This is a genomic window from Variovorax sp. PAMC28562 (genome assembly GCF_014303735.1).
In the GTDB taxonomy this organism is placed as follows: domain Bacteria; phylum Pseudomonadota; class Gammaproteobacteria; order Burkholderiales; family Burkholderiaceae_C; genus Variovorax.
In genome coordinates, this window is the sequence record NZ_CP060296.1 from 80,115 (window position 1) to 95,896 (window position 15,782).

The 15,782-nt window shown below is 61.6% G+C and carries 15 protein-coding genes; 5 read left to right on the forward strand and 10 right to left on the reverse strand.

Features of this window, described 5'->3' with window-relative positions; all coding sequences use genetic code 11:
* Window positions 1-24 precede the first annotated feature (24 nt).
* Both H7F36_RS00370 and H7F36_RS00375 read left to right on the forward strand, forming a co-directional pair.
* Entirely contained in the window at window positions 25-1,089 is a 1,065-nt protein-coding gene (locus tag H7F36_RS00370) for a CDP-6-deoxy-delta-3,4-glucoseen reductase (protein WP_187054728.1), read from the forward strand.
* Window positions 1,090-1,099: 10 nt separating this feature from the next.
* A complete protein-coding gene (locus tag H7F36_RS00375; protein WP_187052822.1) occupies window positions 1,100-2,074 on the forward strand; it encodes a Bug family tripartite tricarboxylate transporter substrate binding protein in 975 nt (324 codons plus the stop codon).
* Window positions 2,075-2,089: 15 nt separating this feature from the next.
* On the opposite strand, the gene H7F36_RS00380 is transcribed toward H7F36_RS00375, so the two are convergent.
* The 8 genes from H7F36_RS00380 to H7F36_RS00415 all read right to left on the reverse strand — a co-directional run bounded on the left by H7F36_RS00380 (window position 2,090) and on the right by H7F36_RS00415 (window position 11,240).
* A complete protein-coding gene (locus tag H7F36_RS00380) occupies window positions 2,090-2,806 on the reverse strand; it encodes an ABC transporter ATP-binding protein (protein ID WP_187052823.1) in 717 nt (238 codons plus the stop codon).
* A gap of 1 nt (window position 2,807) precedes the next feature.
* Window positions 2,808-3,578 (reverse strand): ABC transporter ATP-binding protein, encoded by a 771-nt coding sequence (locus tag H7F36_RS00385; protein WP_187052824.1) that lies wholly within the window; start codon window positions 3,576-3,578, stop codon window positions 2,808-2,810.
* A gap of 12 nt (window positions 3,579-3,590) precedes the next feature.
* Window positions 3,591-4,781, reverse strand: coding sequence for a branched-chain amino acid ABC transporter permease (locus tag H7F36_RS00390; protein ID WP_187052825.1), 1,191 nt, complete (start codon window positions 4,779-4,781; stop codon window positions 3,591-3,593).
* 12 nt (window positions 4,782-4,793) lie between these two features.
* Window positions 4,794-5,723: a branched-chain amino acid ABC transporter permease gene (locus H7F36_RS00395; RefSeq protein WP_187052826.1), complete on the reverse strand. Its 930-nt coding sequence runs from the start codon at window positions 5,721-5,723 to the stop codon at window positions 4,794-4,796.
* A 253-nt stretch (window positions 5,724-5,976) separates the two neighbouring features.
* Window positions 5,977-7,290: a replication-associated recombination protein A gene (locus H7F36_RS00400; RefSeq protein ID WP_187052827.1), complete on the reverse strand. Its 1,314-nt coding sequence runs from the start codon at window positions 7,288-7,290 to the stop codon at window positions 5,977-5,979.
* A gap of 36 nt (window positions 7,291-7,326) precedes the next feature.
* Window positions 7,327-7,971, reverse strand: coding sequence for an outer membrane lipoprotein chaperone LolA (gene lolA, locus H7F36_RS00405; protein WP_187052828.1), 645 nt, complete (start codon window positions 7,969-7,971; stop codon window positions 7,327-7,329).
* A gap of 16 nt (window positions 7,972-7,987) precedes the next feature.
* On the reverse strand, window positions 7,988-10,384 hold the full coding sequence (locus H7F36_RS00410; protein WP_187052829.1) for a DNA translocase FtsK: 2,397 nt from the start codon (window positions 10,382-10,384) through the stop codon (window positions 7,988-7,990).
* Between the two features lie 181 nt (window positions 10,385-10,565).
* Window positions 10,566-11,240, reverse strand: a complete 675-nt coding sequence (locus tag H7F36_RS00415; RefSeq protein ID WP_187052830.1) for a Crp/Fnr family transcriptional regulator — start codon at window positions 11,238-11,240, stop codon at window positions 10,566-10,568.
* 173 nt (window positions 11,241-11,413) lie between these two features.
* On the opposite strand from H7F36_RS00415, the gene trxB reads away from it, so the two are divergent.
* The 3 genes from trxB to rpmG all read left to right on the forward strand — a co-directional run bounded on the left by trxB (window position 11,414) and on the right by rpmG (window position 12,944).
* Complete coding sequence (gene trxB / locus H7F36_RS00420) at window positions 11,414-12,376, forward strand: thioredoxin-disulfide reductase (protein WP_187052831.1); 963 nt, start codon at window positions 11,414-11,416, stop codon at window positions 12,374-12,376.
* Between the two features lie 149 nt (window positions 12,377-12,525).
* A complete protein-coding gene (rpmB, locus tag H7F36_RS00425) occupies window positions 12,526-12,759 on the forward strand; it encodes a 50S ribosomal protein L28 (RefSeq protein ID WP_187052832.1) in 234 nt (77 codons plus the stop codon).
* An 11-nt stretch (window positions 12,760-12,770) separates the two neighbouring features.
* Window positions 12,771-12,944 carry a 50S ribosomal protein L33 gene (gene rpmG / locus H7F36_RS00430; RefSeq protein ID WP_007830291.1) on the forward strand — a complete coding sequence of 58 codons (174 nt, stop codon included), beginning with the start codon at window positions 12,771-12,773 and terminating at the stop codon, window positions 12,942-12,944.
* A 177-nt stretch (window positions 12,945-13,121) separates the two neighbouring features.
* Here the strand turns inward: rpmG and H7F36_RS00435 are convergent, their stop codons facing one another.
* Together H7F36_RS00435 and H7F36_RS00440 are read right to left on the reverse strand one after the other, a co-directional pair.
* Complete coding sequence (locus tag H7F36_RS00435) at window positions 13,122-14,336, reverse strand: fatty acid desaturase (protein WP_187052833.1); 1,215 nt, start codon at window positions 14,334-14,336, stop codon at window positions 13,122-13,124.
* Between the two features lie 132 nt (window positions 14,337-14,468).
* Complete coding sequence (locus H7F36_RS00440) at window positions 14,469-15,740, reverse strand: RsmB/NOP family class I SAM-dependent RNA methyltransferase (protein WP_187052834.1); 1,272 nt, start codon at window positions 15,738-15,740, stop codon at window positions 14,469-14,471.
* Between the last annotated feature and the right edge of the window lie 42 nt (window positions 15,741-15,782).

Genomic DNA, 15,782 nt, shown 5'->3' on the forward strand with positions numbered 1-15,782 from the left:
CCAGAGATTGACCGAAGAATACCCATGACCAGCGCCGCGCCGCACGAAGCGGGCTTTTCCATCAGCATCGAACCGAGCGGCAGAAGCTTTGTCGTGCAACCCGACGAAACCATCCTCGCGGCAGGCATCCGCCAGGGCATCGGCCTGCCCTACGGCTGCAAGGACGGCGCCTGCGGCTCGTGCAAGTGCAAGAAACTGTCCGGCGAAGTCACGCTCGGGACGCATCAAAGCAAGGCGCTGAGCGCCGAAGAAGAACTTGCCGGCTACGTGCTGACCTGCTGCGCGCGCCCGCAGAGCGACGTCGTCCTCGAGTCGCGCCAGGTGACCGAGGCCGGCGCTTTCCCGATCCGCAAGATGCCGGCGCGCGTGGCGGCCCTGGTCAAGAAATCGCACGACGTCGTGATGCTGCGCCTGCAGTTGCCAGCCGGCGAGCCGCTGCAGTTTCATGCCGGCCAGTACGTCGAGTTCATCCTGCGTGATGGCGCGCGGCGGAGCTATTCGATGGCCAACGCGCCGCATACGTTGGCTGAGCCAGGCACCGGCATCGAACTGCACATTCGGCACTTGCCCGGCGGCAAGTTCACCGACCACGTGTTCGGCGCGATGAAAGAGAAAGAGATTCTTCGCATCGAAGGCCCGTACGGCAGCTTCTTTTTGCGCGAAGACTCGGACAAACCGATCGTGATGCTCGCCTCGGGTACAGGTTTTGCGCCAATCAAGGCACTGCTGGAGCATATGAAATTCAAGGCCATCGACCGCGCTGCGATCTTGTACTGGGGCGGCCGCCGGCCCGAGGATTTGTACATGGACGAATGGGTGCGGGCACAGCTCGCCGGAATGCCCAACCTGCGCTACGTGCCTGTCATCTCCAACGCCGTGCCCGATGACAACTGGACCGGTCGAACCGGCTTCGTGCATCAGGCCGTGCTCGAGGACTTCGCAGACCTTTCGGGCTATCAGGTGTACGCCTGTGGCGCGCCCATCGTGGTGGACTCGGCCAAGCGCGATTACATGGCGCTGGGTGGACTGCCCGAAGAGGAGTTCTTCGCAGACGCCTTCACGTCAGAGGCGGACAAGGCAATTCCCTGACGCCATCGCTATGAACAAACGCACCTTTCTTGTCTTACTGGCGCTCAGCGCTGCCGTGATCCAAGCGCCAGCGCAGGCGCAATCGAACAGCCGCCCGATTCGCCTCGTCGTGCCCTACGCAGCCGGTGGCCCGATCGACGTTACAGCCCGCATCCTGGCCGAACGCGTCAAGGATGTGCTCGGCCCGGTCATCATCGACAACAAGCCCGGTGCGGGCGGGAACATCGGTGCCGACATCGTCGCCAAAGCGCCACCGGACGGGCTGACGATCGGCATCGCGGCGACGGCAACCAACGCTGTCAACCCGTGGCTTTACAGCAAGATGCCGTTCAACTCGGCGACCGACTTCGCACCCATCACGCAGATGGTCCGCGTGCCCAATGTGCTGGTGATGAACGCGGCGGCCGCGGAGCGCCTGAAGATCAACACGGTGGCCGACCTGATTCGCTACGCCAAGGCCAACCCCGCCAAGCTCAACTACGGGAGCGGCGGCAACGGCAGCGCCGGCCATCTGGCGGGCGAGTTGTTCAAGAAGGAGGCCGGCATCTTCGCGGTACACATCCCTTACAACGGCGGCAGCCCGGCCCAGCTAGCGCTGGTCTCAGGCCAGGTCGATTTCAACTTCGACAACCTTGCGACCGCAGCGCCGAACATCCGGTCCGGCAAGCTGAAGGCGATCGCCGTGACGACGTTGCAACGCAGCCCGTCGCTGCCCGAAGTGCCGCCGGTGGCCGACACGCTCAAGGGCTTTTCGGTCGATACGTGGTGGGGCTTGGTGGCGCCAGCCGGTACGCCGCCAGACGTGATCGCGAAGCTCAACAAGGCCTTCGTCGATGCGCTCAACGCGCCGGAAACGAAGACCCGATTTGCGTCGTTGATGGCCGAACCCGTCCCGACGACGCCGGATCAGTTCGGCGCGCTCATGAAGAGCGAAATGGCCAAGTACGAAAAGGTCGTCAAGGCCACCGGCGCCAAGGTGGATTGAGCGGTTACTCGCCGACTATTCCCCAAGATAGGCGGCCCGGACTTTCGGGTCGCTGAGCATCACCTTGGCATCGCCGAACATGGAGATCAGCCCCGACTCCATCACATAGCCACGGTCGGCGAGTTGCAGCGCGCGGTTGGCGTTCTGCTCGACGAGCAAGATGGTCACGCCCTGCGACGCCACCGTTTGCACGACCTCGAAGATCTTGTCGCACATGATCGGCGACAAGCCCATCGTGGGTTCGTCGAGCAGCAACACCTTGGGTCGCGCCATCAGTGCACGGCCCATCGCGAGCATCTGCTGCTCCCCACCCGACATGGTGCCGGCCAGTTGCGTCGCGCGCTCCTTCAAGCGGGGGAACGTCGTGAAAACGCGATCGATGTCGTTGCCGATCTCGACCTTGTCCGTGCGAATGTAAGCGCCGATCTGCAGGTTCTCGGTGATCGTCATGCGCGTGAACACGCCACGGCCCTCGGGCACCATGACCAGGCCCTCCTTGACGAGATCCCAGGCGCCGCGGCCCTTGATGTTCTTGCCCAGGAATTCGATGGTGCCGCCGAGGTGCGGCAAGGTGCCGGTGATGGCCTTCATCGTTGTCGTCTTGCCGGCGCCGTTGGAGCCGATCAACGAAACGAGCTCGCCCTCCAGCACTTCGAAGTCGATGCCCTTGACGGCCTGAATGCCGCCGTACGCGACTTTCAGGCCGCTGACCTTGAGTAGTGTCTGGGCCATGTCAATGTCCTCCGGTGCCGAGGTAAGCCTCGATCACCTTTTCGTTTTTCTGTACGTCGGCGGGCACGCCTTCGGCGATTTGTTTGCCGTAGTCGAGCACCGTCACGCGGTCGCACAAACCCATGATGAGCTTCACGTCGTGTTCGATGATGAGCACCGTGCGGTTGTCCTTGCGAATGCGATCGATGAGTTCGCGCAACTGCAGCTTCTCGGTCGCGTTCATGCCGGCAGCAGGTTCGTCGAGCGCGATGAGTTTCGGGTCTGTCGCCAGAGCACGCGCGATTTCGAGCCGGCGCTGGTCGCCATAGCTCAGGGTGCGCGCCTTGAAGTCCGCGTACTTGCCAACACCGACGTACTCGAGCAGTTCCATCGCGCGTTTGGCAATCGCCGCTTCCTCCCTCTTGAAACTGCTCGTGCGAAAGATCGCGCCGAAGACGCCCGAGTGGGTGCGCACATGGCGCCCGACCATCACGTTCTCGAGGGCCGTCATTTCAGCAAAAAGGCGGATGTTCTGAAAAGTGCGTGCGATGCCGGCTTGCGCCACTTCATGCACCGCTGTGGGTTGGTACGGCTTGCCGCCCAATTCGAAGCTGCCGCTGTCTGGCGTGTAGAGCCCGGTAATCACGTTGAAGAAGGTCGTCTTGCCGGCGCCGTTGGGACCGATCAGGCCGTACACCTGGCCCTGCTTGATGGTGATGCCCACGTCCGACAGCGCCTGCAAGCCGCCGAAACGTTTGGAGATGCCGCGCACCTCGAGAATGGTTTCAGTCATGTGCTGGCTCGTTCAAGGATTGATCGACATCGGACGCGCGGCACCGCCGGGCACTTCATCGGATGGTGCCTCGAGGCCCGAGCCGTGCTGCTGGATCGATCCATCGATCGGCACCGGGCTGCCCTTGGCCGAAGCGAGCGACTTGCCGTGGTCTGGCGATGGCCACAAGCCACGCGGCCGCACCAGCATGATGATGATCATGGCAAGCGCGATAAAGAGCTGGCGCAGGATGGATGCATCGAGCCGGCCGTCGGTCAGCGCCTGGAGCGGACCCGCCACGTAGCGCAGCACCTCGGGCAGCGTCGCCAGCAATACCGCGCCGAGGATCACGCCCGGCAAATGGCCGATGCCACCCAGCACGACCATCGCGACGATCATCACCGACTCGTTCAAATTGAAAGACTCCGGCGTGATGGCGCTTTGGAACGACGCGAACATGGCACCCGACACGCCGCCAAAGCTGGCGCCCATGCCGAAGGCCAGCAGCTTCATGTTGCGTGTGTTGATGCCCATCGCTTTGGCGGCGATTTCGTCCTCCCGAATCGCCATCCAGCCACGCCCGACTCGCGAGTTCTGCAAGCGGTGCGAGATGACGAGCGTGACCAGCACGAAGACCAGAAACAGGTAGTAATACAGCGTGACCGAAGACATCGTGTAACCACCGATGGTCAAAGGCTTGCCCAGATTGAGCCCGAAAAAATGCACCGAATCGATCCCGTCGATGCCTTTTGCGCCGTTGGTGATGTTGGCCGGGTGGTCCAGCGTGTTCATGAACACACGAATGATTTCACCGAAGCCCAACGTCACGATGGCCAGATAGTCGCCGCGCAGTTTGAGCGTGGGCGCGCCGAGCAGCACACCAAAAACTCCCGCCAGACCCAGCGCCAGCGGAATCACCACCAGCAGCGGCGTGTGCAGCCCCCCCGGAAACATCGCGGCGATGGCCGGAAAGTTATCGGTCAACTGCGAGGAATTGAGCAACGCGTACATGTACGCGCCGATCGCATAGAAGGCCACATAGCCCAGGTCGAGCAGACCGGCGTAACCGACCACGATGTTCAAGCCCAGCGCCAACAGGCAATAGAGCAAAGCGGTGTCGGCGATGCGCACCCAGGCATTGCCGAACTGCTGCAGGATATGCGGCAGCACGATGAGGGCAATGGCCGCAAGGATGAAGAGAACGATGCTTTTTTTCTTTTGCATGGTGTTCACTCCTTAAGCCCGGTCTGCCACGCGCTCGCCCAGCAAGCCGGATGGCCGCACGGTCAGTGTGATGATGAGGATCACGAACGCGAAGATGTCGGCATGCTGGCTGCCCAGCACATCGCCCGTGAGCGTGCCCAGGTAACCGGCCCCGATCACTTCGACCAACCCCAGCACCAACCCGCCGACCACGGCGCCCGGCAGGTTGCCGATGCCGCCGAACACCGCCGCGGTGAAGGCCTTGAGGCCGGGCAAGAAACCCATCGAGTGGTTGGCGATGCCGTAGTTGGAAGCTTGCATCACGCCAGCGATGGCTGCGAGCACAGCGCCGATGACGAATGTCGCTGAAATCACCACGTCAGGGCGGATGCCCATGAGCGACGCGACGCGCGGGTTCTCGGCGGTGGCGCGCATCGCGCGGCCGAGTTTGGTGTAGTTGACCAACCAGGTCAGCACGGCCAACGAAATAGCGGTAACGACCAGGATCATGATTTGCGTGGGCGAGATCGACGCGCCGGCCACATTGATGGAATCAGAGGGCAACAAGGTCGCATAAGGCTTGTTGGTCGGCTTCCAGATGATCATCGCCAGCGTCTGCAGCAGGATCGACATGCCGATAGCCGTAATGAGCGGCGCCAGCTTCGGGCTGTTTCGCAGTCGCCGGTAAGCCAGCTTCTCGATCACGAAATTAAGCGTGGCCGCGACGACGCAGGCGCAGATCAGCGCGATGATGAGCATGAGCCAGCCTGGCATGCCGGGCATCGACTCCTGCATGAAGCGGATCACGCTCCAGCTGGTGAGCGCGCCGACCATCAGCACTTCGCCGTGCGCAAAGTTGATGAGGTTGATGATGCCGTACACCATGGTGTAGCCCAAGGCTATCAAGGCATACATGCTGCCGAGAACCAGACCGTTGATGATCTGCTGCAGCAATATTTCCATAACGAGTCCCTACGCACCGGATTGGCGCCGTTCAGCTACCTAGCAAAATTCCCGCCAGACCCGATCGGTTGGCGGCAAGGTGGGCGGGATTGTAGGCACGCATGCACGCTACTTTGGTGCATTCGGGGCACGGGTTTTCCCGCTGTGGCGTGTGCTCACCACAGCCTTTTGCAGATTGCGCATGCGGTGATGTCGGGCGTGGTGCCCACAGTCGATCGCTGTTGCAAAGACCATTCCTTTGGTCGGCTGCCAGTCAGTCTTTTGCGTCGTCGTTTTTCTTGCGGAGCTCGCGCAGCTTCTCGGCAATACGGATCTCCAGCCCCCGTTCGACAGGCCGATAAAACGGCGGCGGTGCCATGCCGTCGGGCAGATAGCTCTCACCGGCAGCAAAGCCGTCGGCCTCGTCGTGCGCATAGCGATAACCTTTGCCGTAGTCGAGCTCCTTCATGAGCTTGGTCGGTGCATTGCGCAGATGCATCGGCACCGGCCTCGTCCCGTCGTTCTTGATGAAGGCCTTGATCTCGTTGTACGCCTTGTAGACCGCGTTCGACTTGGGCGCCATCGCCAGGTAGATCACGCATTCGGCCAGCGCGAGCTCGCCTTCCGGCGTGCCAAGGCGCTCGTAGACTTCGGCTGCGTCCAGCGCGAGCCGCAGAGCCCGCGGGTCGGCCAGGCCGATGTCTTCGCTGGCCATGCGCACCAGGCGGCGCGCCATGTAGCGCGGGTCGGCGCCGCCATCGAGCATTCGCATGAACCAGTAGAGCGAGGCATCGGGGTCGCTGCCTCGGACCGATTTGTGCAGCGCGCTGATGGTGTCGTAGAACTGTTCGCCGCCCTTGTCGTAGCGCCGCATGCGCTCGCCCAGCACGCGCAGCAACCAGTCGTCGGTGATCTGCTCGATCTTCTCGGCGCCTGCGGCAACGGCCAGCGTTTCGAGCGTGTTGAGTAGGCGGCGCGCATCACCGTCTGCATAGGCAACGAGCCGGTCGATCGCAGCGCCTTCGATGGCCGGCACCGCGTTGATCTGCTGGGCGCGCGTGACGATCTGTCTCAGGTCGTCCTCACCCAGCGGTTGCAGCACGTACACCGCAGCCCGCGAAAGCAACGCCGAGTTCACCTCGAAGGAAGGGTTCTCGGTCGTCGCGCCGATGAAGGTGAACAGGCCTGACTCGACGTGCGGCAAGAAGGCGTCTTGCTGGCTCTTGTTGAACCGATGCACTTCGTCGACGAACACGATGGTGCGGCGTTGCTCCAGCCCATCGCGCGCAACTGTCGCCCGATCGACCGCATCGCGAATGTCTTTCACGCCGCCGAGCACCGCGCTGATACTCAAGAACTGCGCATCGAACGAATCCGCCATCAAACGGGCGATGGTCGTCTTGCCGGTGCCGGGCGGTCCCCAGAGGATGCAGGAGTGCGGCTGGCCCGACTCGAACGCGATGCGCAGTGCCATGCCCGGTCCGAGCAGGTGCTGCTGGCCGATGACCTCGCCCAGCGTCTTCGGTCTCAGGCGCTCGGCCAGTGGTTGGTGTGATGTCGCTGCAGTGGCTTGGGATTTGACGGCCATGGAGACATTTTGCGATGCCGACCGCGACCGCGGAGGCTATTGCTTCAAAACATCGGCGCCCGCAGGCGTCTTGAATTCGAAGGTGCCTGCCGGCAGCGTCGGATTGACCTCGACCTTGCTGAACTTCAATACCGATCGCTGGCCGAAGCTGTCGAGGATTTCGAGCGCCGCCAACGCGTCACCCTGAAACCCGATCTGCACGCTCTGGAGCTGGCCGTCCTTGCTCTTCGGGGTTGCCTTGACCCACTGCAGGCCATCGCGCTCCGGCGCGCCTTCGAGCGCGAAGTCGGTCTGCAGTGCGCGCAAGTCGGGAGCGGCCGCAATCAGTGCGGCGGGCGTCGACCCAAGGGCCTGCGCCTGTGGGCGCTGCGTGACCTGGTTGAGATCGACATCGAACAGCGACAGCGTCTTGCCGTCGGCGACGATGGTCTGCGCAAACGGCTTTTTGTAGTCGAACTTGAATTTGCCAGGCCGCTGGAACTCGAAGGTGCCGGTCGACGTCTTGACGCGCCCCGGCTGGACGTCGCGCGGCGGCGCGGTCACGGTCTGCGTGAAATCGGCGCGGCCGCTTTTCACGGTCTTCACAAATGACTCAAGGCTTTCCATGCCGCCGGCCCATGCGCTGCCACATGCACCGAATGTGGCAGTTGCTATCAACAGTGTCGCAAAGAGCTTTTTCATCAATCGTCCGTTAGGTTCACTCGGCGCGCGCCGGCACCAGAATTTCGCGCTGGCCATTGGTGCTCATCGAGCTGACCAGGCCGGCCTTTTCCATGTCTTCGACCAGCCGCGCCGCGCGGTTGTAGCCGATCTTCAAGTGGCGCTGCACCAGCGAAATGCTGGCCTTTCGGTTTTTGAGCACGACCTCGACCGCCTGGTCGTACATCGGATCTTTTTCGGCGCTGGCATCGCCGCTCATAGACAGGTCTTCGCCGTCGACCGAACCGCCTTCGAGTACGCCTTCGATGTAGTCGGGCTCGCCTTGCGACTTGAGGTACGCGACCACGCGATGGACTTCCTCATCGCTGACGTAGGCGCCATGAACGCGAACCGGCAGTCCGGTGCCGCTGGCCATATAGAGCATGTCGCCCATTCCGAGCAGCGCTTCTGCGCCCATCTGGTCGAGGATGGTGCGCGAGTCGATCTTGCTCGACACCTGAAACGAAATCCGGGTCGGAATGTTGGCCTTGATAAGCCCGGTAATAACGTCGACGCTGGGACGCTGCGTTGCCAGAATCAAATGGATGCCTGCGGCGCGCGCCTTTTGCGCGAGTCGCGCGATCAGTTCCTCGATCTTCTTGCCGACCACCATCATCAGGTCGGCCAGCTCGTCGATGACGACCACGATGTGCGGCTCGCGGCGCAATGGCTCCGGATCGTCCGGCGTCAGGCTGAACGGGTTGTAGATGAACTCTTCGCGGGCCTTGGCCTCATCGATCTTGACGTTGTAGCCGGCCAGATTGCGCACCCCGAGCTTGCTCATGAGCTTGTACCGGCGCTCCATCTCGGCCACGCACCAGGTGAGGCCGTGAGCGGCCTGCCGCATGTCGGTGACCACCGGCGCCAGCAGGTGCGGAATGCCTTCGTAGACCGACATTTCGAGCATCTTGGGATCGATCATCAAGAGCCGAACGTCGCGCGCCTCGGCCTTGTAGAGCAACGACAAGATCATCGCGTTGATGCCGACCGACTTGCCCGAGCCGGTCGTGCCAGCCACCAGCACGTGCGGCATCTTGGCAAGGTCGGCGACGACCGGGTTGCCGATGATGTCCTTGCCGAGGCCCATCGTGAGCATCGACTTGCCCTCGTGATAGATCTGCGAGCCCAGGATTTCGCTGAGCTTGATCGACTGCCGCTTGGCGTTCGGCAACTCGAGCGCCATGAAGTTCTTGCCGGGGATGGTTTCGACCACCCGGATCGACACCAGCGACAACGAACGCGCCAGGTCTTTGGCCAGGCCGACGATCTGCGAACCCTTGACGCCGGTCGCCGGTTCGATCTCGTAGCGCGTGATCACAGGTCCAGGCGAGGCCAGCACCACGCGCACTTCAACGCCGAAGTCCTTCAACTTCTTCTCGATCATGCGAGAGGTCATTTCGAGCGTGTCGGGCGAAACCGTCTCCTGCCTCACCAACGCTGCATCGAGCAAATCGACTTGCGGCAACTTGCTGTCGGGCAATTCCTTGAAGAGCGGCTTCTGGCGCTCTTTGACGACGCGCGTGCTCTTGGGCACATCGCTCATGGCCGGCTCGATCTGCACCGGCGGCGACGGCGCGCGGCGCCTCGGCGGCGGGTCGATGCGTATCTCGTCGTCAGCTATCTCGCCGTCGTCGCCATCGCCATCGCGCGAGGCCAGATACTCATCGGCCTCCGCGCGCTCCCGGACGGCCTTCTTGCCCAATGCAATGTCGGCCGCAATCTCGCGCTTTTCGCGCCGCGATTCGAACAGCGAATACACCCGCGAGCCGATGCGTTCTGCGATCAGGCTCCACGAAAATCGGAACACCAGCGCAGAACCGATCACGCCGCAGGCAATGGCGATCAGCGCCGAGCCGGTAAAGCCCATCCACTTGACGCTCGCCGGCCCCACGAGATAGCCGAGGATGCCGCCGCCATGACCAGGCAAACGAAATTCGAGACGGTACAAGCGCGACCATTCGAGCATGGCGCTGGCGCATAGAAGCAGCACCAGCCCCGCCCAGAACGCGATACGGCTGCGGTTGAAGCGACCGCGCACCGGCTCCTCGGCGGGCGACACTTCGCCTCCGCGCAGCCAGCCGGCCAACGATGACAGCCAGACACGCAGGCCCGCCGCAAGGCACCACCAAACTGAATAGCCGGCCAGGAAGTAGCTGCCATCGGCTATCCACGCGCCGAGTCGGCCTCCCCAGTTCTTGACGTCACCGCCCGTGCCGGACGTCGACCAGGCCGCATCGGACGGGGTGAAGCTCAACATGGCGAGCAGCCAGAACAGCAGCACCACGAACCCCGCGATCAGCGTGATTTCGTGGGCGAAGCGCATCGCCTTCAGGCGCACGGGCTGCGCGTCGGCACCGGGAGAAGAAGATTGAAGCGTATTGAGCGAATAGGTCATGAAAAACGCGGCATCCAGCCCTCTACTCCAGACAACGGAGAACGGGCAACGGCCGCATGAACACTACAACGAAAAAGGCGCCTGTCGCGTTGTCAGCGACGGCACCGTCAGAAGCGCGCAACGCGCTGCGGCGCCATGCCCGTTTCAAGCCGTCTGCGGAAGTCGCAGCCGGCATGGCCGCTCAGGTCAGCGACAGCAGCCGGTCTTTAACGATCATCGAGCCATCGGGCTGCGTCTGGACAAAGCCTCGCTCTTCGAGGTCTTTCATGACTCGGCTGACCATCTCGCGCGATGCGCCCACCATCTTGGCCAAGTCCTGGCGGGAAATCTTGTCACGCACTTTGAGGTTACCCGCGCCATCGTCCACTGCGAACTCGAGCAGGGAGCGCGCGACGCGCCCATAAACATCCATCAACGCGAGCGACTCGATCTTGCGATCGGCGTGCCGCAAGCGTTGCACCAGGCCGCGCATGATGTTGTACGACATGGACGAGTTCTCGGGCAGGCAGCGCGCGAACGCTTCGCGGCCCAACATGAGGACGTCGGTCTGAACTTCAGTGCGGACGGTGGCCGAATGCGGCTCGTCGTCGATCAAGCTCATCTCGCCGATGTAGTCGCCGGGTTGCAAGGTGGCAAGAATGACTTCGCGGCCCCGGCTGTCGGTACTCATGACACGCGCTCGTCCTGTAAGGATGATGTACAGCGCATCTGATTTCTTGCCCTGCTCGACCACCATCTCCGCGCGCTTGAAGCGTTTTTTGATGATCGCATCTGCGATGCTTGCAGCCTGCATGGGAGTCAGGGCTGCGAACAGTGGGACGCGCCGGAGCAGCTCAAGATTGGACAGCATCGACATTCAATTAATCCTCGCTACCGCACGTTGTTCGACCAATTGCAAACCAATTCATTAAAGCAATCGTGCGCATTGAAAATGGAGCGCGCCCGGTATTGAACCGGGCGGTGATACTTCATACCTATCACCCTGAAAATGTACACGCTGACGCAGCGCAAATCTTAGGTTTTCTATCCATGTCCTCATCCCCACAACACGCCAAGGTCCTGATCCTGGGCTCCGGCCCGGCTGGCTACACCGCCGCCGTTTATGCGGCACGCGCCAACCTGCAACCGCTCCTCATCACCGGCATGGCTCAGGGCGGACAGCTCATGACCACGACCGAAGTCGACAATTGGCCGGCCGACGTTCACGGCGTTCAAGGCCCCGAACTGATGCAGCGTTTCCTGGAGCACGCAGAGCGGTTCAAGACGCAAATCGTGTTCGATCACATCAATAAGGTCGACTTGAGCAAGCGACCTTTCACTCTCTCCGGCGACAGCGCAACCTACACCTGCGACGCCCTCGTAATCGCCACCGGTGCTTCGGCAAAGTATCTGGGCCTCGACTCGGAACAGAAGTTCATGGGACGCGGCGTGTCCGGATGCGCAACTTGCGACGGCTTCTTTTACAAGAACCAGGAAGTTTGCGTCATTGGCGGCGGCAACACGGCGGTTGAAGAGGCACTCTATCTGTCGAATATCGCCAGCAAGGTCACTCTCGTGCACCGACGCGACAAGTTCAAGGCGGAGCCCATCTTGATCGACAAGCTCTACGAGAAAGAGCGTGAAGGCAAGATCGTACTCAAGGTCCACAACACGCTCGACGAAGTGCTGGGCGACGACTCGGGCGTGACGGGCGTTCGACTCAAAAATGCGCAAACAGGCTCGACCGAAGACATCAAGCTGCAGGGCTGCTTCATCGCGATCGGTCATCACCCCAACACCGACATCTTTGAAGGCCAGGTCGAGATGAACGGCGGCTACATCGTGACGCGCTCGGGGCTGCAGGGCTTTGCGACCATGACGAGCGTGCCGGGCGTCTTTGCCGCAGGCGATGTGCAAGACAGCATCTACCGTCAAGCCATCACCAGCGCAGGCACGGGCTGCATGGCAGCGCTCGACGCACAGCGCTTCCTCGAACAAGACGGCACGCTATAATCGCAAGCTTTGCTGAATTCGGATGCATTTTTGCACTCCGGCAAGCCGGGGTACCGCCACCCGTTTCTGGCGAGGTCAAGCTGCAAACCACCCCCAACGGATTTCGATTCGCTGCAACCGGTGCCAGCTGTTCATGAAGGAGCGTCCACATGGCACGCGTATGTCAAGTCACGGGTAAGGGCCCGATGGTCGGAAACAATGTTTCCCACGCCAACAACAAAACCAAGCGCCGGTTCTTGCCGAACCTGCAATACCGTCGTTTCTGGGTCGAGACAGAAAACCGCTGGATTCGCCTGCGTGTTTCAAGCGCTGCTTTGCGCCTGATCGACAAAAACGGCATCGACGCCGTGCTCGCAGATCTGCGCGCACGCGGCCAAGCTTAAGGAGCTAAATCATGGCAACGAGCAAAGGCGGACGCGAAAAGATCAAGCTGGAATCCACTGCGGGTACCGGCCATTTCTATACGACCAGCAAGAACAAGAAGACGATGCCTGAAAAGATGTCGATCATGAAGTTTGACCCCAAGGCGCGCAAGCACGTCGAATACAAAGAAATCAAGCTGAAGTAATTCGGCTGGTTCCATTAAAAAACCCGCTGCAATCCAGCGGGTTTTTTGTCGCCTGCGATCTATGAAGAGCGCCAACGCACCAAAGTGACAGACACAAAAAAGCCGGCACAAAGCCGGCTTTTCATTCCCGTCCCACGCGCTATCGCATTGCGACGAGCCAGTAGGTGATCTGTACGGCTATGTACGAGCAGCCCGCAAGCGCACCGAGAACTCACGCAGCGCGCTGATGCCGCTGGCTTCCGCGCGGTGACACCAAGCGGCCAGATCGCTGGCCAACTGTTCACGCGAGTGCGATGTATTGAGCCACAGCTGACGCAGTTCCTCACGCATCGTCACCATCTTGTCCAGCACCGGGTGCGCGGCGCGGGCCTGCACCAAGTGCGGACGGGCCGATGCCGGCACCTTGTCGTCGTCGCGATGCAGCCAGCGGTTGGCCGCCTTCAGAACCGACAGATCGGCGCCCTTGGCCTTAAGCAAGGCCAGTTCGTCACGCGTCGTTTGACGCATTCCCCGGGCATAACCGGCCATCACTTCATAGCGATTGGCGATGACGGCCTCGAGCGTCTTCTCGTTGGCCACGGGCTGGATGTCGCCCATGAGCATCTTTGGCGGAACCTTCTTGACCTTGGCCCAGCCGATGGCTTGCATCATCTGGATGTAGACCCAGCCGATATCGAACTCGTACTTTTTGACAGAGAACTTGGCCGACGTCGGGTAGGTGTGGTGGTTGTTGTGCAGTTCTTCGCCGCCAATGATCAGACCCCAAGGCGAAACGTTGCGGCTCGCATCGGGCGCCTCGAAGTTGCGGTAGCCCCAGTAGTGGCCAATGCCATTGATGATGCCGGCAGCAGTGATTGGAATCCAGAGCATCTGCACGGCCCAAACCGCCAGGCCCAACATGCCGAACAGCGCCACATTGATGACAAGCATCAAGCCCACGCCTTGCCAGCTGAAGCGCGTGTACAGATTGCGCTCGATCCAGTCGTCAGGCGTGCCGTGGCCGTAACGCTCCATCGTTTCCATGTTCTTGGATTCTTTGCGATAGAGCTCGGCGCCGCGCCAAAGCACTTCGTCGATGCCCTTGACCTGCGGGCTGTGCGGATCTTCTTCCGTCTCGCACTTCGCATGGTGCTTCCGGTGAATGGCAACCCATTCCTTGGTCACCATGCCGGTGCCGAGCCAGAGCCAAAAGCGGAAAAAATGCGACGGGATCGGGCCAAGGTCCATGGCACGGTGCGTTTGCGTCCGGTGCAGGAAGATAGTGACGGCCGCGATAGTAATGTGCGTGGTGACGAGCGTGTACAACACGACTTCCCACCACGTAAGATTCCACAAGCCGTGTCCGAGCCATTCGATGGCCGCGTTCAGAACGGCAGAGTCAGAAAGCAACATTGAGTCAGGTACTCCATGGCCACACGAAGGTGCAGCCTTAAGATATGGTCCAATTTTAAGGGGCCGAGGCCATTTTGAGGCCCTATATCCTTGATAAATCGCAAGGGTATCTACCTCTTTGGAGCGTCGGGCCTATTTGCGGTTCCACACGGCTGCAAAGAAACCATCGGTCGCGTGCTTGTGTGGCCAAAGCCGCAAATAGCGGGTATCGGCCTCGCCGCCTGCACACAATTTCTTTGCGCCCTCGACTTTCAGCCCCTCCAGCACCTCTGCCACGTCCATCGGCGCGAAATCCGGGTTGGCCGCGCTGAAAGCCTCCGCAATGGCCTCGTTTTCTTCCGGCAGCAGGCTGCACGTCGCATAGACAAGCCTGCCGCCGGACTTCACCAGCCGTGCCGCACTTTGCAGGATGGCAGCTTGCTTCGCAGTCATTTCAGCCACCGACTGGGGCGACTGGCGCCACTTCAGATCGGGATTGCGGCGAAGGGTGCCGAGTCCCGAACAGGGCGCGTCGACCAGCACGCGATCGATCTTCCCGGCCAGTCGCTTCACGCGGTCGTCGCGCTCGTGCGCGATAGCGGCAGGATGGACGTTGGACAACTGGCTGCGCGCGAGCCGTGGCTTCAGAGCGTCGAGCCGGTGCGCCGACGTGTCGAAGGCATACAGCCGACCGGTGTTGCGCATCGTGGCACCGATCGCGAGCGTCTTGCCGCCCGCGCCAGCGCAAAAATCGACCACCATTTCGCCGCGCTTGGCGTCGAGCAGCAACGCCAGCAATTGCGAGCCTTCGTCCTGTACCTCGACCGCGCCGCGCACAAAGGCGTCGAGCTTGTTGAGCGCCGGCTTGCCGTCGATGCGCAAACCCCAAGGCGAGAATGGCGTTTCTACGGCGGCGATGCCTGCCTTCTTCAGTTCCGCTTTGACTTCGGGCCGCTTGGCGATCAGCACATTGACCCGCAGATCGAGCGGCGCCGGCTGCTGCAAGCTTTCGGCCAACCGCCAAAAATCGTCGCCCAATTGCGCCTTTAGCGGACCGACCATCCATTCGGGCAAATTGTGGCGATGGCGCTCGAGGAGATCGTCCTGGCTGACGGCGTCGCAGTTGTCCAGCCAACGCTTTTCGGTGTCGTTGAGTGCACTTTTCAGGAAGTCGCGGGGTCCGTAGAACCCCAAAATCGCCATGCGACGCTCCTTGGAACCGCTGCCCGAAGGCGACAAGTGATCGAACAACAGCTTCTTCCGAAGCACGGTGTAAACGGTCTCGGCCAGCGTGCCGCGCTCGCGCGGCCCGAACTCACGGTGATCACGAAAAAAACGGGAAACGACCTGGTCGGCCGGATGATCGAATTTCAGAACAAGGCCGACCAGATCGGCGGTCGCCTGCAACAGGGCTTGGGGATGCATGGGTCGATTGTCCCATCCTGCCTCCGCAGCGCCGGCGCCCAG

What these genes read in the sequence shown, in the direction of transcription:
- H7F36_RS00370 (WP_187054728.1), top strand. Translation starts at nt 25, where the DNA reads ATGACCAGCGCCGCGCCGCACGAAGCGGGCTTTTCCATCAGCATCGAA.
- H7F36_RS00410 (WP_187052829.1), bottom strand. Translation starts at nt 10,384, where the DNA reads ATGACCTATTCGCTCAATACGCTTCAATCTTCTTCTCCCGGTGCCGAC.
- H7F36_RS00395 (WP_187052826.1), bottom strand. Translation starts at nt 5,723, where the DNA reads ATGGAAATATTGCTGCAGCAGATCATCAACGGTCTGGTTCTCGGCAGC.
- H7F36_RS00435 (WP_187052833.1), bottom strand. Translation starts at nt 14,336, where the DNA reads ATGTTGCTTTCTGACTCTGCCGTTCTGAACGCGGCCATCGAATGGCTC.
- H7F36_RS00415 (WP_187052830.1), bottom strand. Translation starts at nt 11,240, where the DNA reads ATGTCGATGCTGTCCAATCTTGAGCTGCTCCGGCGCGTCCCACTGTTC.
- H7F36_RS00390 (WP_187052825.1), bottom strand. Translation starts at nt 4,781, where the DNA reads ATGCAAAAGAAAAAAAGCATCGTTCTCTTCATCCTTGCGGCCATTGCC.
- rpmB (WP_187052832.1), top strand. Translation starts at nt 12,526, where the DNA reads ATGGCACGCGTATGTCAAGTCACGGGTAAGGGCCCGATGGTCGGAAAC.
- H7F36_RS00375 (WP_187052822.1), top strand. Translation starts at nt 1,100, where the DNA reads ATGAACAAACGCACCTTTCTTGTCTTACTGGCGCTCAGCGCTGCCGTG.
- lolA (WP_187052828.1), bottom strand. Translation starts at nt 7,971, where the DNA reads ATGAAAAAGCTCTTTGCGACACTGTTGATAGCAACTGCCACATTCGGT.
- H7F36_RS00385 (WP_187052824.1), bottom strand. Translation starts at nt 3,578, where the DNA reads ATGACTGAAACCATTCTCGAGGTGCGCGGCATCTCCAAACGTTTCGGC.
- trxB (WP_187052831.1), top strand. Translation starts at nt 11,414, where the DNA reads ATGTCCTCATCCCCACAACACGCCAAGGTCCTGATCCTGGGCTCCGGC.
- H7F36_RS00380 (WP_187052823.1), bottom strand. Translation starts at nt 2,806, where the DNA reads ATGGCCCAGACACTACTCAAGGTCAGCGGCCTGAAAGTCGCGTACGGC.
- rpmG (WP_007830291.1), top strand. Translation starts at nt 12,771, where the DNA reads ATGGCAACGAGCAAAGGCGGACGCGAAAAGATCAAGCTGGAATCCACT.
- H7F36_RS00440 (WP_187052834.1), bottom strand. Translation starts at nt 15,740, where the DNA reads ATGCATCCCCAAGCCCTGTTGCAGGCGACCGCCGATCTGGTCGGCCTT.
- H7F36_RS00400 (WP_187052827.1), bottom strand. Translation starts at nt 7,290, where the DNA reads ATGGCCGTCAAATCCCAAGCCACTGCAGCGACATCACACCAACCACTG.